At 47.8% G+C, this 20949-nt stretch carries 24 protein-coding genes; 9 read left to right on the forward strand and 15 right to left on the reverse strand.

What is annotated here, in order from left to right; translation table 11 throughout:
• The first annotated feature begins 100 nt into the window (after positions 1-100).
• Positions 101-805: a S1 family peptidase gene (locus GZH47_RS31355; protein WP_162637938.1), complete on the forward strand. Its 705-nt coding sequence runs from the start codon at positions 101-103 to the stop codon at positions 803-805.
• 340 nt (positions 806-1145) lie between these two features.
• Here GZH47_RS31355 and GZH47_RS31360 read toward each other — a convergent pair whose 3' ends face one another.
• The 5 genes from GZH47_RS31360 to GZH47_RS34735 all read right to left on the reverse strand — a co-directional run bounded on the left by GZH47_RS31360 (position 1146) and on the right by GZH47_RS34735 (position 5161).
• The gene (locus tag GZH47_RS31360) at positions 1146-1445 is read right to left on the reverse strand and encodes an AAA-type ATPase lid domain-containing protein (protein WP_225446630.1); all 300 of its coding nucleotides are present in this window, start codon (positions 1443-1445) and stop codon (positions 1146-1148) included.
• A complete protein-coding gene (locus GZH47_RS31365; protein ID WP_162645549.1) occupies positions 1423-2250 on the reverse strand; it encodes a sensor histidine kinase in 828 nt (275 codons plus the stop codon). Before GZH47_RS31365 ends, GZH47_RS31360 begins: the two co-directional genes overlap by 23 nt.
• A gap of 245 nt (positions 2251-2495) precedes the next feature.
• On the reverse strand, positions 2496-3215 hold the full coding sequence (locus tag GZH47_RS31370; protein WP_162645550.1) for a response regulator transcription factor: 720 nt from the start codon (positions 3213-3215) through the stop codon (positions 2496-2498).
• Between the two features lie 242 nt (positions 3216-3457).
• The gene (locus GZH47_RS31375) at positions 3458-4843 is read right to left on the reverse strand and encodes a PepSY-associated TM helix domain-containing protein (protein WP_162645551.1); all 1386 of its coding nucleotides are present in this window, start codon (positions 4841-4843) and stop codon (positions 3458-3460) included.
• A gap of 33 nt (positions 4844-4876) precedes the next feature.
• Entirely contained in the window at positions 4877-5161 is a 285-nt protein-coding gene (locus GZH47_RS34735; protein ID WP_162645552.1) for a FixH family protein, read from the reverse strand.
• Between the two features lie 458 nt (positions 5162-5619).
• Between GZH47_RS34735 and GZH47_RS31385 the strand changes: the two genes are divergently transcribed.
• Positions 5620-6264: an SCO family protein gene (locus GZH47_RS31385; protein WP_162645553.1), complete on the forward strand. Its 645-nt coding sequence runs from the start codon at positions 5620-5622 to the stop codon at positions 6262-6264.
• An 88-nt stretch (positions 6265-6352) separates the two neighbouring features.
• Positions 6353-6766, forward strand: coding sequence for a FixH family protein (locus GZH47_RS31390; RefSeq protein WP_162645554.1), 414 nt, complete (start codon positions 6353-6355; stop codon positions 6764-6766).
• A gap of 24 nt (positions 6767-6790) precedes the next feature.
• On the opposite strand, the gene GZH47_RS31395 is transcribed toward GZH47_RS31390, so the two are convergent.
• Positions 6791-7468, reverse strand: coding sequence for a sulfite exporter TauE/SafE family protein (locus tag GZH47_RS31395; RefSeq protein ID WP_162645555.1), 678 nt, complete (start codon positions 7466-7468; stop codon positions 6791-6793).
• Between the two features lie 167 nt (positions 7469-7635).
• On the opposite strand from GZH47_RS31395, the gene GZH47_RS31400 reads away from it, so the two are divergent.
• Positions 7636-7995, forward strand: coding sequence for a c-type cytochrome (locus GZH47_RS31400; RefSeq protein ID WP_162645556.1), 360 nt, complete (start codon positions 7636-7638; stop codon positions 7993-7995).
• 13 nt (positions 7996-8008) lie between these two features.
• Here the strand turns inward: GZH47_RS31400 and GZH47_RS31405 are convergent, their stop codons facing one another.
• The 7 genes from GZH47_RS31405 to GZH47_RS31435 all read right to left on the reverse strand — a co-directional run bounded on the left by GZH47_RS31405 (position 8009) and on the right by GZH47_RS31435 (position 13105).
• Entirely contained in the window at positions 8009-8653 is a 645-nt protein-coding gene (locus tag GZH47_RS31405) for a response regulator (protein WP_162645557.1), read from the reverse strand.
• Positions 8654-8669: 16 nt separating this feature from the next.
• Positions 8670-9188, reverse strand: a complete 519-nt coding sequence (locus GZH47_RS31410; RefSeq protein ID WP_162645558.1) for a TlpA family protein disulfide reductase — start codon at positions 9186-9188, stop codon at positions 8670-8672.
• A complete protein-coding gene (locus tag GZH47_RS31415) occupies positions 9169-9879 on the reverse strand; it encodes an ABC transporter ATP-binding protein (protein WP_162645559.1) in 711 nt (236 codons plus the stop codon). The genes GZH47_RS31410 and GZH47_RS31415 overlap by 20 nt, the downstream gene beginning before the upstream one ends.
• Complete coding sequence (locus tag GZH47_RS31420) at positions 9872-10684, reverse strand: ABC transporter permease (RefSeq protein WP_162645560.1); 813 nt, start codon at positions 10682-10684, stop codon at positions 9872-9874. Before GZH47_RS31420 ends, GZH47_RS31415 begins: the two co-directional genes overlap by 8 nt.
• A complete protein-coding gene (locus GZH47_RS31425; RefSeq protein ID WP_162645561.1) occupies positions 10681-11295 on the reverse strand; it encodes a nitrous oxide reductase accessory protein NosL in 615 nt (204 codons plus the stop codon). The genes GZH47_RS31420 and GZH47_RS31425 overlap by 4 nt, the downstream gene beginning before the upstream one ends.
• A complete protein-coding gene (locus GZH47_RS31430) occupies positions 11292-12569 on the reverse strand; it encodes a right-handed parallel beta-helix repeat-containing protein (RefSeq protein ID WP_162645562.1) in 1278 nt (425 codons plus the stop codon). Before GZH47_RS31430 ends, GZH47_RS31425 begins: the two co-directional genes overlap by 4 nt.
• An 86-nt stretch (positions 12570-12655) precedes the next feature.
• On the reverse strand, positions 12656-13105 hold the full coding sequence (locus GZH47_RS31435; RefSeq protein ID WP_162645563.1) for a hypothetical protein: 450 nt from the start codon (positions 13103-13105) through the stop codon (positions 12656-12658).
• Between the two features lie 82 nt (positions 13106-13187).
• On the opposite strand from GZH47_RS31435, the gene GZH47_RS31440 reads away from it, so the two are divergent.
• The gene (locus tag GZH47_RS31440; RefSeq protein WP_225446644.1) at positions 13188-13358 is read left to right on the forward strand and encodes a small, acid-soluble spore protein, alpha/beta type; all 171 of its coding nucleotides are present in this window, start codon (positions 13188-13190) and stop codon (positions 13356-13358) included.
• Between the two features lie 238 nt (positions 13359-13596).
• Here the strand turns inward: GZH47_RS31440 and GZH47_RS31445 are convergent, their stop codons facing one another.
• A complete protein-coding gene (locus tag GZH47_RS31445) occupies positions 13597-15273 on the reverse strand; it encodes a competence protein CoiA family protein (RefSeq protein WP_162645564.1) in 1677 nt (558 codons plus the stop codon).
• Positions 15274-15399: 126 nt separating this feature from the next.
• On the opposite strand from GZH47_RS31445, the gene GZH47_RS31450 reads away from it, so the two are divergent.
• Positions 15400-16620, forward strand: a complete 1221-nt coding sequence (locus GZH47_RS31450) for an IS256 family transposase (RefSeq protein ID WP_162645565.1) — start codon at positions 15400-15402, stop codon at positions 16618-16620.
• An 88-nt stretch (positions 16621-16708) separates the two neighbouring features.
• On the opposite strand, the gene GZH47_RS31455 is transcribed toward GZH47_RS31450, so the two are convergent.
• Positions 16709-17065 carry a hypothetical protein gene (locus GZH47_RS31455; RefSeq protein WP_162645566.1) on the reverse strand — a complete coding sequence of 119 codons (357 nt, stop codon included), beginning with the start codon at positions 17063-17065 and terminating at the stop codon, positions 16709-16711.
• Between the two features lie 992 nt (positions 17066-18057).
• Here GZH47_RS31455 and GZH47_RS31460 point away from each other — a divergent pair.
• The 3 genes from GZH47_RS31460 to GZH47_RS31470 all read left to right on the forward strand — a co-directional run bounded on the left by GZH47_RS31460 (position 18058) and on the right by GZH47_RS31470 (position 20443).
• Positions 18058-18900, forward strand: a complete 843-nt coding sequence (locus tag GZH47_RS31460) for a DUF4238 domain-containing protein (protein ID WP_162645567.1) — start codon at positions 18058-18060, stop codon at positions 18898-18900.
• Between the two features lie 347 nt (positions 18901-19247).
• Complete coding sequence (locus GZH47_RS31465) at positions 19248-19514, forward strand: hypothetical protein (RefSeq protein ID WP_225446632.1); 267 nt, start codon at positions 19248-19250, stop codon at positions 19512-19514.
• Between the two features lie 164 nt (positions 19515-19678).
• On the forward strand, positions 19679-20443 hold the full coding sequence (locus tag GZH47_RS31470; protein WP_225446633.1) for a tyrosine-type recombinase/integrase: 765 nt from the start codon (positions 19679-19681) through the stop codon (positions 20441-20443).
• The last annotated feature ends 506 nt before the right edge of the window (positions 20444-20949 follow it).

The following is a 20949-nucleotide window of genomic DNA, read 5'->3' on the forward strand; positions in this document are numbered from 1 at the left end:
CAAAATAATAAGCCACTTAGGAATGGAGTTGTTTTTCGATGACATCCACAATTAGCGAAACTGACATTGATCCACAAAGTTTGTCAAGTGTTCACCTTCAATGTTTTTTAATGAAGTCTTTCTTGCAGACGCGACAGGATTCATAGTTGAATTTGAAAAACAAAATTATATTGTTACAAATTGGCATGTAGTATCAGGAAAAAATGCCGATACGAATGAGCTATTAAGCCCAAAAACCGGTGCCATTCCTAATAAAATTAAGGTTTTGCACCATTCTAACCACATCTTCGGAGAGTGGGCAGAGGACGAAGTATATTTGTATGATAATCAGGGCGATAGGCGTTGGATCGAACATCCAAACGGTCAATTGGTTGATGTTGTTGCAATTCCTTTTACACCTAATGATCTGATAAGGGTCTTCCCCTTAGATATGGCATTAGTGAACACTGATGTAGTAATGCGCCCAGCCATGTCAGTCTCAATCATTGGATTCCCCTTTGGATTATCCTCGACTGGTTGGCCCATTTGGAAGACTGGTCATATCGCATCTGACCCAATTGTTGACTACGACGGGCGCAAAATGTTTCTTATCGATGCTACAACAAGAGGAGGGATGTCAGGATCCCCCGTTTTCCTAAGGATATCGAGTGGGTATACTACATCAGCTGGCCATCATTTAATCGGAGGTCCTCTGGTAACTAAATTTCTTGGTGTATACTCCGGAAGAATTAGGGATGATATTGAAATTGGTAGGGTGTGGAAACCAGGTGCAATGGTTGAGGTTTTTCTTTATGGAAGTAAGTAAGGTTAACGATCTATTGCAATGTATAAATATGCAATAATGATTTTCCGTGCTGTGCATCGGTTTAAACGTTTCCTGGGAGTTATTGAAGCAAGTTCTTGTCTTAAAAAAATTATTGACGTATATTCTTGTCGCAATCTCACGACAAGAATATACGTCAATAACTAGTTTAAACATTGTAGCTGCAATCTTTTCAATTCAAGTATATTCATGTCGCTACACAGCATTCCTTAAGGATTGTGTCACAATCAGAGGTTTTCTTTTTTAAAAGAATTTTATAACCTTTGCGTTACGCCGCGATCTTGCCGATCGCGCGTAACGCCCGTTATCGGCTACAAACCGGCTATTCCAGCCAGAGCTCCTTCATCTTGTTGTACAGCGTGCCGCGGGAGACGCCAAGCTTGGCGGCGGCGCTTTTGTTGCCGGCCGTCTTGCGCTGGCCTTGAGCGGCTTCGAGGCGGCCGCGGTTTCGGATGACGCAGCGTTCCACGACGTTGCGGAGCTCGAGGATATTGCCCGGCCAATCGTAGCCCGCGAAGGCCAGCTTTGAGCAACAAAAGCCGCCTGCCGTGTTATAATTGTCCGGTAAGCGGCTTGTAGTTGTTAGCAGAACCCTCAGGTTAACCCTCTTTACGAAACTCAATAGACGTATCTCCTTGCCTGCTCGCTAGTGAAAACATCCAATTCATTTCTTCGGCTCTTTCTTTCATGATTCGAAGACCAAAACGGTCCTTCAGCAGAAATGGGTCTCCTTGTATCCCACGCCCATTATCCCGAACTGTACATAGCCATCCGGAAGCATCCCCTCTACTTTCTATAACGACTTTAGATGCCTCGGCATGCTTGTTAATATTGAGAAAAGCTTCTCGCAAACAAGACAGCAGCTCTATCTGTTCCTTAGCCGATAATGCGGATTCCGATAGCTGCCATCTCATCTCGACGTTTAATCCCAATTCAACTGTTAGTTCATTGATTTGACCCCTAATTGTCCGAATCTGATCCATGACTTCGCCAGCTCGGGTATGTCTGAGATTCGTTATAGCTTGTCTAACATATCGATTGACTTCATGTACGGTTTTACGCAAGTCAACGATATCCGATGCAACGGGGTGATCGCCGTACTTTCGATCGACAGAATCGAGTTTGACCGAAAGAAGAAATAAGGACTGCGCAATACCGTCATGCAACTCCCGCGCCAGTTGTTCCCCCGCCTCTAAGGCAATCTTGGCAGCACGTTCGCGATTCAACTGTTCCTGCATGTTCTCCAAGACGGAAAACAGCTTCAGGAGGAGCGTAACGCTAAGCAAATAAGCGAGAAAAGGTGTCAGGAAATTGCCGAGCTCCATCGATATATACGGAAGAAGAAACTGATGCCGCACATATTCCCAAACGCCTATTGTCATAGGGGATAGATATAATATCATCCATTTAATTCGCTGATACGACATTGAACAACCTCGTTTCCAATGAGATTCATTCTGAGCTTCGTTCGCTATGAGAAAGCCGGTTCTTATTTATTTTTCTTTACCACGAAAAATAAGAAACCAGCTTAAGCTCACTAGAGCTAACATGATGACAAAAAAGCCTGTTATTCCTATGGCATCTATTAACGGCGAGGAACCACCCATTGTTCATTCTCCCCTTTATTGGTTTTTGAGGTCGGTGCAATACGGTTATGCTTTCAGACATTTCATCAAATATCCTGCAAACAATAACCGACGCCCCATACAGTAAGAATAATCGACCCGGTTAAACGAGAAGCTGTATTCAATCTTGTACGGATCCGTTTGATATGCGTATCTACCGTGCGATAATCACCGCCTTTAATATAACTGTGGCCCCAGACCGCTTTCAGCAGTTCTTCCCGGGTAAAGACAATTCCTGGATGCAAAGCGAGGTACAGGAAGAGTTCGTATTCCTTTAATGCCATATAAATCGGCTTGCCTTCTACAAGAACCTGATAAGCTTTAGGTTCGATCACGATTCGCTTTAAAATGACGGCTCCTTCGTCCGAACGATGCCAAGCCGAAAACGGAACAATCCGGCTCCTGTTCACGATCGCATTAATACGGTAAGCCACTTCTCGTGCGCTAAACGGTTTGACTACATAGTCGTCGGCTCCGGCCTCGAAGCCTTGAAGACGCTCATGCTCGTTTCCGCTAGCCGTTACTATCATTACAGGCGTTTGTTTCGAGCGTCGCAATTGCCTGCACATATCTATGCCGTTCATGCCCGGAAGCATAATATCCAGTACGATCAAATCATAATCGTACTTCAATGCTCTCTCTAAGGCAGTAACTCCATCTCCAGCTTCATCTACGATATAATGATCTCTTTCCATGTATAAGCGAAGCAGCTTACGAATACGTTCCTCATCGTCTACGATCAACAGCCTACTGGTGCGCTCTTCCATGTGTAACAACTCCTCCCGCCTCAATGAAGGTCATAACTAAGTATAGGTTGATCTCATCAAGCGGCATAATCACTCGAACGGGCTAATTGAGCCCGCAGGTATGACAAAGCCGTGACGGTTGTTGCCATCACCATTGAAGATCAACTCGAATAAAACGTTTTGTTAAGAGCAACGCCAATAGCCGATGTCGTTGAGACATCGGCCATTGGCGTTACAGCTTACGAACTAATAAATGGATTTAATTAACTCAACCAAGCACGAAGCTTTGAGATACGTTGAACAATAACCCAATCCACGATGAGCGCAGCTAGGAACGTTATGCCTACAGGCGGAATCAAGATTGCCAGCACGATGACGATCAAGGCGGCGCCACGCTGCAGCTTTTGGTTTACCGGCTTCGTCGGCGCGCCAAGCCCGGCGCCTTTCGGCCGGCGGCGCCACCACATGACGGCGCCGAGAATAGAGGAGCCGGCAATCGCAACGCAGGCAAGCAAGCACAGGATCAAGTTCGCCACGCCGAAGTAATGCCCCTCATGCAGCGCAATGCCGATTTCGATCATCTGCGCCATGGTTCCATAATCGCTGAAACGGAATGACGTAAGTATTTTCCCGCTGTATTGATCCATATGAATCGTAGCTTCGTCATACACGTTTTTAGGCCATACGGAAATGGTATACACGCCTTTATCATCTTGCGGGAGCGCTACGCTGTAGCCATCGACGATCTTCTCCTGCTTAGCGATCGCCAGCACGTTCTCGATCGGCAGCGCGGGCACGCCGCTCTCGCTCGAGCGCGGAACGGGCAGGTTCTCGGCAGCCCAAGGCACTTCCATTATGTCCTTCGTTGGTATGGCTGACTCTGCACCACCGCCGCCCCACACGCCAGCCGGATAATTGCTGTTCAAGGATGTTGCCGCCTCGTCGATGTATTTGCCCGTTATGCCGGACCAAGGCAGCCCGGTAATGACGAGCATGATGATGACGATGCTGAGCCAAAACATCGGTACGGCATGGAGATCGCGAATCGTGGTTTTGCGACCCTTACGGAACCTTGGAAGCAAAACGCCCCATATTTTGCTCGTACCTCTCGGCCACCAAAGGTAGAGGCCGGTTACGATTAATACAATCGCCCAGCTTGCGGATAATTCAATGATTTTGTCCCCGATGGAATGGTCTCCGGCCAAGAGGCTTCCGTGGAAGTCTCTAATCCACTGGGTAAAGGTTCTGGCCGGATCCAAGGATCCGACGATCGCCCCGTTGTAAGGATTGACGAAGACGGTGCGGTCGCCTTCTGGACCGGATATGCCGATTTCGGCAGTACGGTCTTTGCCGAAGGAAGGCTTATAGGAGGTAAGCGCGGCGTCCGGATATTTCTTCTTCACGGCTTCCAGTTGATAGGAAGGCGAAATGTTAGCGGTTTCCTGGGCCGGAATGTGATACAGCTTATGGTACATCGCATCATCGATTTGGTCTTTGAATAAGTATGTACCGCCAGTGATAGCAAGCACGATCAGAAACGGCATGAATATCATGCCGGCGTAGAAATGCCAGCGCCATATTCGGGCGTATAGCCCTCGGCTCGCCGGCTGCTTGGCCGGCGCAGGTTGTTGATTCGTCGCAAGTTCCATCTGGACTTCCCCTTTATCTGTTTTCTTTGGGCATTACGACGATGGCGTTATTGCCGCCCTTATCGTTTTTTTGTACTTTTCCTTCTCCAGCGTAATGGCAGCCTTCCAGTCGCCGTCCATCGCCCATTTTAGCTTTACGGCATACTGTCCATCTCCGGTCTGCTTCATGTCTCCTTCCGACTCGTGATGCATGTTGTTCATGGACAAGGTGATTTCGAGATGCACACGGTCAAGCGTTGCCGGCTTGCCGTTCTGATCCGTGATGACGGCATCGTATTCATGTTTCGCGGAACCTGCCGGTTTTTCATAAATCTTCACGTTCAGACCGTCCAAAAAAGGACTAGACGTAACGGGCGTTGCCTTTCCGCAGCCTGCGATGAGGAATACCGTAACCCAGAGGCATACGAGTACGAGCAAAGAGCGTGCGAGTTTCATCCTTGGGCTTATCATGGCGTCATCCTTCTGAAGGCCAATTGGATTCGCTGAACGCATGCCGTATGTAGAATGGTCTGATTTTGAATGCTACCGTTCATTCGAACTAACCCCCGTTTCCTGTTTGTGACCCGTGAACAGTGTATCAGGGGGACAATCCTTGCCACATGACTAGGAAGAGCTATTTTGGGACGGGGTCTTGTCCAGATCTTGAACATGCTGAGGCAACCAAGAAGGATAAGCCGCTACAATGACTCCATTGAGTCATATAGTCCGAATTTTGCGCATGTTAAAATGAAGCTTGATCGGAATGATACAAGAAGGAATTATACGAGCGAGAGGAGATGGCTATCGTAACCGCATTCAAAAAGCACGGACTTCTGTGGATATGCATCGTGTTATTAATTATTGCCGGGTCACTTGCACTTCGAGGCGAGCTTGGCGGTCAAAAGAAGTTGAAGGCTATTCGTCCAGCGCCTTCCTTCGCGTTGAACGACATGAACGGCAATCTTGTCCGATCATCCGACTTGAACGGTCACGTGGTGTTATTGGCGTTTATCTTCACGACATGTCCCGATATTTGCCCCATCACGACCAGCAAGATGGTCCAGCTGCAGGAGGAATTAAAACAGCGCGGACAATTCGGTAACCAAGTGCGTTTCGTCTCGATTACGATTGATCCCGATCAAGACACCCCGGAAGCGTTGAAGCAATACGCCTCCCAAATGGGTGCAGACCCTGCAGGCTGGAGTTTCGTGCGCGGAACGGAACAAGACATTCAGGAATTGGCTTCCCGGTTCGGTTACATGGTCCAAAACCTTGGTGACGGCCAGTTCGTACACACGGTGACCTCGCTAACACTGATCGATGGCAGCGGGCAAGTCCGGAATATTTACAAGATGGGAGAAGACATGGTTAACAAGACCGTGCTTGGCGATATCGAAACGTTGACATCGGACCTGAAGCCGGTATCTGCTTCCTCTTCCTAGACAAGTTACGCCCTCCACGAGCGGCATCCGCCCATGTGCTGAAATCCCCCTCTCCCGCATACATGTAGCGGTGAAGGGGGGATGAACGGTGAAAAAAGTCTTGGTCGTCGTGCTGTGCTTGATGGCACTGAGCGTCGCGGCTGCCTATTGGAAAACAAGCGGCGACTCCGCGGCACCGGCACTCCACACGGAATTCGAGCAGGCTGATATCCGAATTGACGTACAAACCGAGTCCACGGATTTGAAGCCCATGCATGAGGCACATTTTGACGTCACGTTGACGGATTCCTCCGGGAAGCGCCTGACAGCCTCCAAAGTTGAAATGACGTACGCTATGCCTCGGATGTTTTGCGGTCAATTCAACGCAGACGTCAAGCAAGTAACCCAAGGTACTTATCTTGCGGTCGGCGTGCCCGTCATGGAAGGCTACTGGGAAGCGAAAATAACCGTCGTCGTAAATGAGAACCGATTAACCATCAAACACCCCTTCCGAGTTACTTGACGGCTGTCCCTGTTATCTTGGAGATCACCATAGCCACGGATGGATGGAAGGAATCCATCCGTTCACGCTAAAACCTTTCATCAGCGATAGCACACCCATGAGAACAGCCATATAATAGCCAATCGTTCTCACGGTAAACCGCCATTTGCGGCTCATTCGCCGGGCGGTTAGTGCGACGATGACAAGGGCAGGTACGGTTGCCAGGCCAAAGATCAACATCGTCGTGCTGCCCGTGACCCAAGAGCCTGTCGTCGCCGCTTTCATTTGCATTGCATATGTAAGGCCGCATGGCAGCCAACCGAGCAATAGGCCGGCCGCTATGGAGGCGGTCCACTCTACTGTAGGCTTTCGTCTAATCAATTTGTCCGCCATACCGTGCCAATCCAACGATTTGCCGCCCAAGGGCAGCGTATAGCGGCGAAACGCCCATAACAAGATGAGGATACCGCCCAAGATGCTGGCCAGCGCTTGGACGCGAACAAGCGAACCAGCCGCATCCAAAAACGAACCGAGCGCTCCCAAGATAGCCCCGCTGAGCGCGTATGTCGTAATGCGGCCCGCGTGAAAATAGAGCAGTTCCCTAAGCGCATCGCTTCTTGTTTGCATGGCAATGGACGAGCCGATCCCGCCGCACATCACGATGCAGTGCGGCGCTCCCGCAATACCGAGTAATGCTGCCTGAAACCATTCAGAGCCGATCATAACACCACCTCTTCCCACTCATTCGCCTTAGACCAAGGTCTCTCTATTCATCCTATGTCCATTGTGCCGAAACAAAGAATAGCCCGCTCGGGCTGGCCCGAACGAGCTATATCATCGTGGTGCAATATGAGATAGGCGATCAACAATACGAAATGGAGGAACATACCATGCATAAACGACTCATGATGATTACCTTCTTGGCAGCAGCCGCACTGGGCATCTGTCTCATCATCTTCAACTTGCCCGAGAAGCAAAGTCCTGGAAATGTTAATAACTCTCAGACTGCAACTTCGTCCGCAAACGCGAGTCCTGCGGCAACGACGTACAAAAGCAATTGCGTCGCTTGTCATGGAACGGATCTGCAAGGCAAGATCGGCCCTAATCTGACACAAATCGGCGCCAAGCTTTCAAAAGAACAAATCTATGCCAAAATCATGAAAGGCGGCGGTGGAATGCCTTCGTTCGAAGGCAGACTGTCAGCCGATGAAACCGCAAGTTTAGCAAAATGGTTATCCGATAAAACCTAATAGATAAACCACGCTAATGATCCATGCCGAGTCCACGTTCGTAGGCATACCGCGCGAGCTGGACTCTGTTTTCAAGATGCAGCTTTTGCAAAATGTTTTTGAGGTGATTTTTCACGGTATGTTCGGAAATATTGAGGTGAGAAGCGATGTCTCGATTTTGCGCCCCTTTGGATACCCAGGTCAAGATCTCGGTTTCCCGGGGAGTTAGCGGCGTACTTTGCGGAGCTTTCTCGTGATCGACGAATTCTCTAAGGAATCGCATGGCAAGTTCCCGGGACATCGGTACTTCATCGAGCGCAACGGCTCTCAAATACGAATGCCAAGAGCTAGGATTTATGTTTTTAAGTAAATATCCTTGCGCGCCCCTCTTAATGGCTTCGAATAAATTCGTAATATCATCGGAAACCGTCACCATGACGATCTTGATGTATGGGAACCGTTCTTTGATGATCTTGGTTGCTTCGAGCCCATCCATCTCCTTCATGTTGATGTCCATCAGAATAAGATCGGGCATTTCGGCAACCGTCATATCGATCGCCTCCAAGCCGTTACGCGCCTCGCCAACGACCTCGAAAAAGGGATCCCCCTCGATAATTGTCCTTATGCCTTCCCTTGCGTCCGCGTGATCGTCGGCAATCAAGATACGCATCGGTTGCATCCTATTTCCCCTTCCTTCATCCTTGCGTGAGCCAATCCGTAAGCTGTGAATCGGAGCCGAAAGCGCCCGAGGCAATCTTGGACACACGACCATCCGAGCCGATAAGTATGGTTGTCGGCAGCGCCTGTATCCGGTAAAGATCCGTTATTTTCCCGACGGCATCGATGACAAGCGGAAACGTCAACCCGTTGGACTTCGCAAAGGCCTCAACGGTGCCTCGGGATTGGCCGATGTTCACGCCAATGACAGTCGTATCGTCGCGTTGTCTCGCGATCCGCTGCATCACGGGCATCTCCTTGACGCACGGCGGACAATAAGTCGCCCAGAAGTGCAGGACGACGCGCCGGCCACGGTAATCCGAGAGACGAATCTCCTTGCCGTCCATATCCTTCAGGTCGAACGCTGGTGCAACTTTTCTCACGGCGGCGACTGCCGGATGTACAGTGCTTATCTGGCGCACGACCACCGCGGCCAGTACCGCAATGACCCCAGCAATGAGAACGATACTTAATCGCTTACGGAGTCGTTCCGTCATGAGACGCTCCATCCTTTCGCCCATAGAGGTTCCGGAGAGATGCCGATCTTCCTTCTTGAACGATTTTGCCTCCGCTCAGGAAGACGAGCCGGTCGGCGCAGGATTCGGCAACGTCTAGCTGGTGCGTCGAGAACAAGACGGACTGTCCTTCATTCTTAACCGTCTGGACAAGATTGATGAATGTTTCCATCCAGAAAGGATCCAGCCCGTTCGTAGGCTCATCCAGTACGAGCAGCGCGGGTCTCGCGAGCAGCGCTTGCGCGAACAACAACCGTTGCCGCATTCCTTTGGAGAAGGCGGATACCGGTTTTCTCCGAACGTCTGAGAGTCCGACGAGCTCCAGGAGCTCGGGTACCCGCTCTTTCGGTGCTTTCCGCAGTTTCGACCAGAAGGCGAGATGTTCTTCCGCGCTTAGCCCGCCGCCGAAGCGGTAGTTGTCCGGCATGTAGCCGATGACCTCGGCATAACGGTACCGATCTCGCTTCCAGCTGAGTCCGTTTACGGTAATGTCGCCGCTGCTCTGCTGCAAGATCCCGGCAATCATGCGTAGAATCGTACTTTTACCGGCACCGTTGTCACCGCAGAGCGCGAGGATACTGCCCCTGTCTACCCTAAGGTTCAAGCCATCGATGATCGGTTTCTTGCCGATGGTTTTACTGACCATCCGCATCTCAAGCAATGCATTATCCACGAATCCGCCTCCTTTCCCACACGACATAGGAGACGCCGGCCGCCGCTCCGATGAATCCAACGAATAATAACGAGAATAATAATAAACCATACGGTCCCCTGACCCAAACGATCCAGTCATAATACTCGGGCCCTAACGCGGATCCCCCGCCAAGACGAACAATGACGAACAATCGCACAAACTCTGCCGGATTTAACGCCGTCAACGCTAAGAGAATCGGCTTAATGAACCCGTAAGGTACAAAACCCAGCACCGCGATCAGAAGCGTAGGCCAGCCGATTACGGAGAAAAACCAAACAGAAACCCCGTAAATAAGCGCTTGCCAGCGATTTGAAGCTATCGTGCCGAGCCACAGAGCCACGGCGAGGAATAAGAGAACGAGTCCAGAAGAGAAGGCAATGAACAGGCCGAACGCTCCAAACCGAATGCCGACAAGCGCCCCAACGACGCCTGTTAGCCCAAAGCCGAAGGCAACGATCGTGAGCATAACGATAGCCATTCCAATATACTTGCCGGACAAGAACGCGAACGTACTGAGCGGATAGGAGGAAAGCAGTTGCCAACTGCCCTCTTCCTTCTCCGACGTTAAGGTGAAAGTTCCAAGCAGCAAGGCCATCAGCGGCAGTAGATACAGCATAAGATTGAGCAGCGTGCCGGTGATACTCGAAAACCCTTCTACGTCGTTCTGCGCCTGAATGAGCAGCAGCGACAAGCTGAACACGGAGAATAAGCCAAGGAACGAATAAGCCCATGGATTTCTAAAACCGATGCGGATCTCCCGGACCGCTATATGCCAGGCATTCATTTCCCGGCCTCATCCTTCCCGTTTCCCGTGCCTCCCATATTCATCGTGTCAGAGGCGTTATCGCCGGTTTTTCCGCTGTCCATATCCATTTCGCCGTGCGCCTGTTCATCGTGCGTGGCACCGTCCATACCTTCCATGCCCTGCATCTGATCCATGTTTTGCGCCCAGTTATGCGTCGCCAGCTCATCGGCCGTCAACAGCTTGCCGACCTTCTGATCATCGATGAATTGCTGAGCGGAAGAGCGATCCTTGAACGAATAGATTCCGTAAGCCATCGGCGACCGAAATGATGCATCGTAGGCGTAATAGGCCTCGCCGTACGGAATCCAGGTTAAGTCATCATAATCCCGTACGTATTCGGCGCCGATTTTCTCGTCCGGATTTTTCGTGCGCCACTCGTTCAAACAGCCGATGTCGTCGAAAAAATAGGTTTTCCCCTTCGTCGTGGTCAATTGGACGGCGAATGCGTCGTCCTTAACCTGCATGTTACATATCGTGCACTTGGCAGTCGCCTCGTCAACCCCGACGGGCTTATATTGTTTCTTTGAACAGCCCGTAATCATAATGGTTACGATCACTAAAGCAATTATGGAAATCGTGTATTTATTCATTGTCTTCTCCTTCCGAATTGTAAGATGATCCCGCTCGCAACGAGGAGCAGAACCGTACCTGTGGCGAATAAAGCAAACTCCGGTCCGCCGGTACCTGAGCCGGCGATTTCGTTCATTGCCGGCTTCATGAGCGGCATTAAGTCGCTCGCCCATTCATCTCGGTTCGTTTCGAACAGACTCTCGAGGAAAAGCATGCCAGGCGACCGGAAAAAGAGCTGGTAGGCAGGCGTCTCGTTTGTTAGCCGTTGAAAGAATGGATTAATAACGTAAGCCGTGTTGCTCGCCCCATCGCCGTCGGAATCGATGCCTCTGTACGCGTCCCAGTAATTCGCCTTCAATTCGTTATTCTTGCTTTCCGTTGCTTCGGCCTCGATGACATTGCCGATGAAATCGTTCACAGTGAAGCGGTTATTCTCGGCATCCAGCAATTGAATGCCCGTGAAGTTCCAAAGTACCCGGTTGTTTTGGATCGTATTGCTCGAAGATTGTTCAATATAAAGACCGACTCGGTTGCCTTCGACAAGGTTATTCTCCACGGTGGACGTATGGACGTCGAATAGCAGCAGTCCTTGCGAGTTGACGTTCTCGTTTTGCTTCTCGAACCGGTTACCGGTTACGATGGCATCGTCCACGCCCATGACCATGGCACCCGTAATATTGGCATAGCCCTGGTTATCCCTCACGATGGTCTTTTTCGTAAACATGCAGTGAACGCCATAACGGGAATGATCGATTGCGTTGCCTGCGACTGTATTGCCATTGCTGCTTTCCAGATAGATACCATCATTCATGTCCGATACGGTATTGCCGCTGATGACGTTCTGGTGCGAATCGAACAAATCGATGCCGTTTCGTTTGACCGTTTTACGTTTCCCTGCTGTTTCGTTTGCGTCTTCCATCCATTGAATTCTCGTACTTCCGATTGCCGCATGATCCGCTTTGCGCAATAGAATGCCGTAGCCTCGCGTGGATATCTGGAGCGATTCGAGTGTGACCTCATCCGCAGCGACGTACACGGCGGCGTTCTTGTCCCGGGCTTCGTGGACGACGCTTATACCTTCCAAGGCGGCGCCTCTAGCCGTAATCGTAATTGTTGACTCCTCGTCATTGTTCCGAATCGTGACGGTTCCTTCGCCCTCGAGCTTTATTGGACTGTTAATGGTGAATGACCCTTCATAAGTTCCGGCAGGGATACGCACGGTCTCGCCATCTTTGGCCTCGCGAATCAGCTGCTCAATTATGGAGACGCTGGAAACGGCGGTACTAGCATGCACCTTCGGAAGCCAACCTACGATGAACGTAAATATGATTATCAAAGCAATGACCTGAGGTTTTCGAGCCCGCATGCTGACGAGGATGTTCATTTCTGGACAACCAACTCGCTTTTCTTCGTCATATGCAGATCGTCTTGATACAAGTGGACATAGACCTTGTAAGTGCCTGCTTCCTTAAAAACATGGTCTGCCGTATACTCGCCGTTGTCGCCAAGCGTGGCGTTCACCAAAGCCGGCAGCGCCTTTAAATCGGATGTGCGAAGATCGAACTGTACCTGTGCCCCGTCAGTATCGTTCAAGCCGGTAATCTTGGCCGATAATTGAATCTTCTCTCCGATAACGGCCGGTGACGGGTTTGTAGAGAGCGTCACCTTTATCGCGGCCGGATCTTGCCCCGCTGTCTCTTTGGTGGAGGAGCACCCCGTAATCAACATGCAGATCATTAGGCAAGCTACCAGAATACTTGCTGCGTATTTCAATACCATCACTCCTTTCTCGTTCTTTTCCGTACTAAGTGTACCCGTTGCAAGCAGCATCTAACATGACTCCTTCGAGCTAATCCCGCGAGGAAATATGGCGATTTAATAGCAGTTCGTACCGAGTAGACGACTCACAAGCCTGTTATTTTCGACAAAAAAAGAACGCTCCCGTAGAGAACGTTCTAAATACAAATCCCTTTCCCCTGATGGATATAATGAAAACCTAACCACGCACAATGCAGGAAAGATTGGTGGATCCATTACTCGCAGATTGGTTCATTGCCGAGCAAAGCCTGGGCGGAGCAAATAATTTCCGTTAACAAAAAAAGAAAAGGGCCGCTGTCGAAGCGACCCTTTTTTCTTTGTATCCCGCGTCATAAGTCAATCAAATTGCAACGCATATCGGCATTCTTTTATTCGATCGACAAAACCATTGTTTTGGGAAGGTCTGTGCTTTCCATAATGGAGAGAGCACGCAGACAATTCTTCGCTTGGCTTGGCTCAGCCTCGCTACTCATTTTTATGGAACCGGGGCGAATTAACTTAATTTAGTATCCCGTTTTGTGAATTTGAATGATCTTTCGAATAAAATCTCTACTTTGGTCATCCATATTACTATTAAGGTAAAAATTCTTTATTATAGTACCGCACATATCCTTATCTGCTCTACTTGCTCTCCCGTTACTGGCCATTACCACGTCGGTGTATTCATCGATTAAACTTAAAATACCTTTATCATAATTGTTTTTATATCTGCTCTTAGAAATATCTTCCCTTTTAACATTGCCATCTATAGGAATTCCCTCCTTGCTGCATGCAACCTGAATCTGCAAGATCTGTTCATCAAATTCCATACCAAGCTGATTTATTTTTTCGTGTATGTAGCCTTCAAAGTACATATTTAATATCGCATTCTCTTTGTGAGACTTGAACATAGGAATTCGATCAACTAATATACGCTGGTATTTCGTAGTGCTCGATCCAAGGTTCTCCAGTACTCCGCATTTATTCAAGGACGAAATATAATTGTACATCGTAAAGATGTAGTTGATTGGTTTATCATTTTGATGTCTGGTCCGCAGAAGTCCATCTTTGCGTAGTGCAATAAACTTTTCCTTTACGTCATCCAACCAAATTTTATGATCCTTTTGCTTTTTAAAAACACTTCGCTGTCTTTTATTCAAGATCTGATCAAAGATCCATAATTGCCATAATTGCGGTGGCGTAACAATCAAATCACTATGTTCCAGGGTTAAATGAAACATCCCTGGGAAGTTCTCTTTTGTCAGATGATACCTCGATGCCAACGTCTGAAATAACCGCAACTCTTTCGGAGTAAAGTCCTGCATAAAAGAACCCCGATTTTTAAGGATATCGGAGTAATGGGCATTAAATCTTTGCGAATCCTGACTCTCCTTTTCTTCTCTCACCCTTTTCCTAAACTCCGCTTCCTCTTGTTGCCTCCTTCTCTGCATCTCAAGTGATCGTCGACGCCCCTCCTCCTCTAGGGCCTTCTTACGAATTAATTCCTCCTTTTGAATAAGATAATTTTCATAACTCAACAGCCATATCCGATCGTTGACTACCCTAACATTTTTTAAATTGTCGCAAAACTGCTCAGGGTCGTATATTCGGCCAGCACCACCATAACCATCTGCGATAAACGTAACAGTTTCGTTTTCAGGATTAAAGTAAGATAAAAGCTTGTGTTGTTTATAAATCTCAGATTCAAGACTAATTATTTTGCATTCCATTGATTCATACCGTAAAATGTCCTCATTTAATATCCAAACATCCTCAACACCTGCAGATGCGTACAAATCATGACGTTCTCTCCAAACTGCACCCGTAATTCTTGAACATTGAAATTCGAATGCAAGCCTCTGACCATCTGGATGGAGCAACATCACATCGGAACGTTGCTTTGTTTCGGATATAAAATATTCCAATTCTACACGGCTGCCTGGATAAATCACGTTAAGCCAATTGTACAAAGCTAATTTTCCTGATCGATGTGCGGCGCTCTCTGGCTCACTATATGGATTGGGATTTGCGCATCGTGTTTGGTGATAAAAATGAGGGGTTTTTGTACCCGCCCTAAATCGGACGAGCGAGGAACAATCTGGACAAACTAGTTCTGCACCTTTACTTATTCCGCGTAAAATTGCTTCATCTTCAAAAAGTGAATAGAAGCGTTGTCCTTCTCTATTCTCAGCGACAAACAAGTAATTCTACCTCCTAGAAGACCTTCCGACTCCCAATTAGTTGAGTACATATAGAGTCTGTAAAATACTTTGTGTAAACTCTCAACCCTATTAAAATGAAAGTAACAGAAAGGTTGGGGAGTACACATGGGGTTATGGACAAAAGAGCAGCTGCGGGCATTTATTAAGGAGAACAAGCTGGTCACCGCGCAAGATGCTCAGAGCGCATTGAAAGACTTGTTCGCCGAGACGATTCAGGAAATGTTAGAGGCCGAGATGGACACTCACCTTGGCTACGAGAAACACGAGACGAAAGCTAAAGTCTCCTCCAATAGCCGGAACGGCAAGAGCAAGAAAACCGTCATGAGCGAGTACGGTGAACAGGAGATCCTGGTTCCTCGTGACCGGCTAAGCGAGTTTGAACCGCTTGTCGTGAAGAAGCACCAATCGAACGTTACCGGCATCGAGGACCAGATTGTGGCACTGTACGCGAAAGGTGTCTCCACGCGAGACATTCAGGATCACTTAGAACAGGTATACGGGATCGAGGTCTCGCCCACGCTCATTTCCAATGTCACCAACAAGTTGCTACCACTCATTAAAGAATGGCAGAGTCGGCCGTTGCAGGGCGTTTATGCGGTCGTTTTTCTGGATGCCATTCACTTCAAAGTTAAGCAGGACGGTGCGATCGTGAACAAGGCCGCGTACATGGTCATCGGGATCGATTTGGATGGAAATAAGGATGTCTTGGGCATGTGGATCGGCGAGAACGAGTCGTCCAAGTTCTGGCTTAGCGTCCTAAACGACCTTCGGAATCGCGGCGTGCAGGACATCCTGATCACCTGTGTGGACAATCTCAAAGGCTTCACAGAGGCGATCTCTGCCTGCTACAGCAAAACGGAGATTCAGAAATGCATCATTCACCAAATCCGCAACTCGACTCGCTATGTATCCTACAAGGACCTCAAAAAGGTTACCGCGGACTTGAAGCCCATCTACAAAGCCGCGACGGAAGAGCTGGCGTTGCTTGAGCTCGACCGTTTTGAAGAAGCGTGGGGAAGCAAGTATCCGCTCATCATCCGATCGTGGCGCAACAACTGGTCTGAGCTCTCCACCTTCTTCAAATACCCGCCGGAGATTCGGAAACTTATTTATACAACGAATATGATTGAAAGCTACCACAGACAGCTTCGTAAAGTAACCAAGGGCAAGAGCATCTTTCCTACCGACGAAGCATTGCTCAAAATGCTCTATTTGGCGACGATGGATGTTGTTCGCAAATGGACGGGTCGGGTACAGAACTGGGGGCAAATCCTCCTCCAGCTCTCCGTCTTCTTCCCCGATCGCATCGGTCAGCATTTACGCTAAAGATTCACTGGTAGTAGTTTACACAAAATTATTGACAGACCCTACATATAAGGTACCGCTACATATAAAAAACGCTCTTATTCTAATGCTATGACGATGTTGATCTAATCTGTTCGAACAACTGTTCTAGCGTGTATTCATTATCTTCTCTTTTTTCTATCTCTTGAAACTTATCTCTTATTTTTTCTAATTCATCGTCTGTTTCAGCGTACAATGCATATCCTGAGACATCTTTTGCCTTAAACGCATATGTATAGCCTTCAAACAGATATTCTTTATCTGTTGAGCTCCTCCTTTCAATATAGCTAATAAAGTTTGCAAATGTTGTAAACTTTTTTGGAGCGCCTATTTCATTGATCGTTATGATTAAATCTTTTTTTGTTGAACCACGGAATACTACCCTTACCTTAAAAGGAAAAACAGACAACTCGGATCCGTTTGCCATATCTGCCCACACCTTCCTTCTTCAAATCCACTGCTTTCTACATTTTATAACAAAACTGATGTTAATATATATGGTCCGAAAAATCAGCTAGCAAAGGCCACGAATGTTTAATAGAACCAGGTGCCGAACCATAGCTTGACCGGCAGTAGGCTGAGTCCTCCCCTACTGCGACCTTTGCGGCAATCTTTAGACAATAGATTCAAGACTGCGATTGCTGGGCACGGAGAAATTTCGTCATGCAGCTCGTCCGCGCTTGTGCCGGCGATCGCCTGCGGTCGATGGAGCCGCAACTAGAGGGAGCCCGGCGCATTGTTGTGCCGTCCACTTTTCTCGCGTCGTTCGTGAAGGGCATCCGAGCTTGAACGTCGACGTGCTGCCGCAAGGCCTTCGCTTCGAGACATCGGGCCAAAGGTAACCACCCCGCTGCGAGCCCCTTAAGGCTCCGTCTCCGGAGGGCGACATCAAAAGTCATGAATACACGTACGATGGCATACCGCTCTTTCGTACCGGGGAGCGGATCCGGATCCTGACACTTCGGACGAAACTATGCTGTTCGGCGACACTCGGCTCACGGCTTTCGCGGAGGAGGTAGCAGTCGGACATTCTACACGTAGCGCATGCCATGCACGGCATGGCGTTCGTGGTCCCGCCCGGCGGCTCGGCATTCCTTACGTCATGACCTTGACCAATTACTGTGCAATCTGCCCCAAGTCGACCCTGCTACGCAACGACCGGCGGCTCAGCGTAGGCCCGGGCGCTCGCGCCCAATCCATTCTCAATCCCCCTATCTATATTTCCTAGCTTTATCATTAAGTATTGCCAAGTCCAAAACAACTAAACGAGGCTTCACCGGCAATTGTAGGGTAGGAGAAAACCCCCGGAGGGTAAGCAACTGTTAAAATTCCAATGCGACCAACCCTATCGCTATAATGCTATAATGGAAAAAGTAAGGAATACGGATGATATATAAATTAGCTGCAGAGGGCGAGATAATGGGTAAAACAGTAAAGAACCAACATTATGTGCCGCAAATCTATCTTAGACATTTCACCAATAATTACAATCTCATTGGTGTAATCGAGAGCAAGACAGGAAATCGTTTTTCATGCAACATTAAAAACGTAGCAGCGGAAAGATATTTTTATGATATCGACGAATTAGATGAACAGCCAATGGAAACGATTCTAAGCCGAATAGAACCTCTCTTCGCCACCATTTTTCCTAAAATTAAATCAAGGTTCATGCTGTCTAACCCTGAAAATGTATTTGAGACACACGATGTATTGGATTCTGACAGTTTTACATATGCAGCATTCTGGCTTACCTTACAACTCTATCGTACTAAGAAGATGAGAAATGCATTCTATGATAGCTTTACAGCGCTAGCTAATTGGTTTATTACTGATTTCACTGAGCAAGTATCTCCTGCAGAGCTTCATGTTAAATTACTTCATAATCATGTACTACAAGATTTTGAACTTTCGAAATCAATGTTTACAGATTACTATTGGTCTGTGGCTGTAAATCAGACAGAGTGGCCATTTGTCACCTCGGACACTCCTGTAGTACGTTCACAAGCATTTGAACGAAGCGATAAAAATGTTACATGGATGGCGCAACAGTTGAATGAAGGGAATATATCACATAATTATGGGACAGTCGTTACATACCCGTTTGATCCTATGTTCTCTCTTTTGCTGTGGGAAAAAAAGCACTTCCATTACATGCAGAGGTTTGATAACCGTTTCTTACCAGCAGATCAAATTACCGTGGTAATGATGAATAAGTCACAGATGGATAATTGTGAGAGACATGCTTTTCATAGAATTCAATAAAGCATCCAGTTGTTTATCTGTTGCCGAATGCTGGCTTTTCTGCAACCGTTTCACAGGGCCGCTGTCAAAGCGACCCTTTTTTTCTTTGGCCCCCTCTTCGATCAATCTATCGTGAGTCTACCCAGTGCTGAGCCCGCTGCACTTCCCAGACGGCCGGAAAACCACCGGCGCCCCAAAATGTTTGCATAGACTGGCAATATCTTTTATCACTAAACGACGCCAAACCTTTACCCATTTCGAAGCAGGAAATAGCGATGTATCAGCGAATATTTAGACTAATGAACCGCATTAAATTCACGTTTAATGCAGTTCAAATTCTAAGAGACTTTTTTGGAGGCCAGATACAAATGCCTTATACTTTTGATGCTATTTTGGGTCTAATTTCAGATATACGAGAGAATGGTGTAATTACAATACGCAGGGATCGTTATGAAGAATTCGACTCCGCTGGATACTTCTCAATGATTAATGACTTTCGCTCAATTTTGAAAAATGCAGGATTTGATTTCGTTGAAGATGTTTTAGAGCCGGGAGTAATTTGGTTTGAAGTAAGCCCGTCCCAACAAGAACGACTTCGTTATGGATCTTCTGTTAAAGACGGGAGCGGAAAATGAATGCACATTGCGGAGTTGCACGAGGAAGAATTGGAGATGTTTCTGATCTGGCTTAAAGATCGGTCGTACACACAAGATACGCAGAACGCCTATGTACATGACGTTAAGGCGTTCTTACATAGTAAACCCGAAAACTAATCAGCGCTATGCGTAAAATAGACATCATGGCTCATCTTACGAATATTAGAAAGAGTGGATCCGGTGATGGCGCTCGAAATCGATCGCTTCCTGCTATCCGTCTGTTTTTTAAGGTTATGATTGAGTTTGGCCGTATCGAGTTAAACCCTGCTATAGAAGTTCCGAAGTCGAAAGTAGAAAAGAATAGAGTCCCGGTGTACATTGAGCAGAGTAATCTCGGGGATTTACTTCAATTGGTCAATTCAAAATATCGTACTCGCGACGTTACAATCCTTGCTTTAATGTCGTATTGTGGACTCCGTGTCGGTGAAATTCATCGACTTAACCTCACTGACTTCAATGAGCAAGCCAGGCAACTTGCAGTACTCGGCAAAGGACGGAAATGGAGGTATATACCGCTTCCGCCCACTCTAATCGAGCTTCTCAAACAATACCTTACTGAAAGACTACAGCCCAGGAGAAGTCAAGAGAGCGCTTTTTTTATTTCGCGCCTTGGCCGCCGGATCTCCAAACGTGCTATCCAGGATGTAGCTGAGAAAACATTTGATTCGTTTAAGCAAACAAATCTTCAATATAAGGACGTTACACTGTCCTCCCATAAATTACGACATTCATTTGCTACGAATTTGTTTGCTACCGGTAAAGTTGATTTGAGAACGCTACAAGAGCTGCTTGGTCATGCTGACATCTCGACCACACAAATCTATACCCACGTTAATGATCATGCAAAGAAGGAAGCGATGATGACCATTCAACCAATATTGCCTCGAAATCTACACCAATACCAATAACCGTGCTTACCGATCGGACAGTCGCGCAAATCAGAACGGATACGTTCTTAATATCGGCGTTAAAGCTCCTGTGCGCTCAAGTTGCCACCACTCATCGTTTTGCCAGCTCTTGCATGGGGGTGCTCTATTCAGAAGGCGGTATCGATGATGGCAACATTAACGAAGGTGCAACGTACGAGGAAGACGATATGTTCGAGTACGATGAGTGTGAGGCACAGTTCCCTTTGGTGGTGCCTTCTCATCCTGGGATGATTACTATCGTTACATTGGTGCTATGTAGGTTCTATGCTCTCTATATGCTAATGGGTATATAGGGAGCATCTTTAAGGGGCCGAACGATAGTGAGGCCATAGCAGTCTCTTATATACTCATGTGTCTATGCTCTCTATGCCTATAAGGTGTAGGGAGCTTTTTTATTTTCCCGCTCCCCTTCCTCGCCTTGTTAACGGATCGTAATGTTCCGCTTCATACGAAGGAGAAAGAACTGTCCGGAGAATCGGACAGTT

The organism is Paenibacillus rhizovicinus (assembly GCF_010365285.1).
In the GTDB taxonomy this organism is placed as follows: domain Bacteria; phylum Bacillota; class Bacilli; order Paenibacillales; family Paenibacillaceae; genus Paenibacillus_Z; species Paenibacillus_Z rhizovicinus.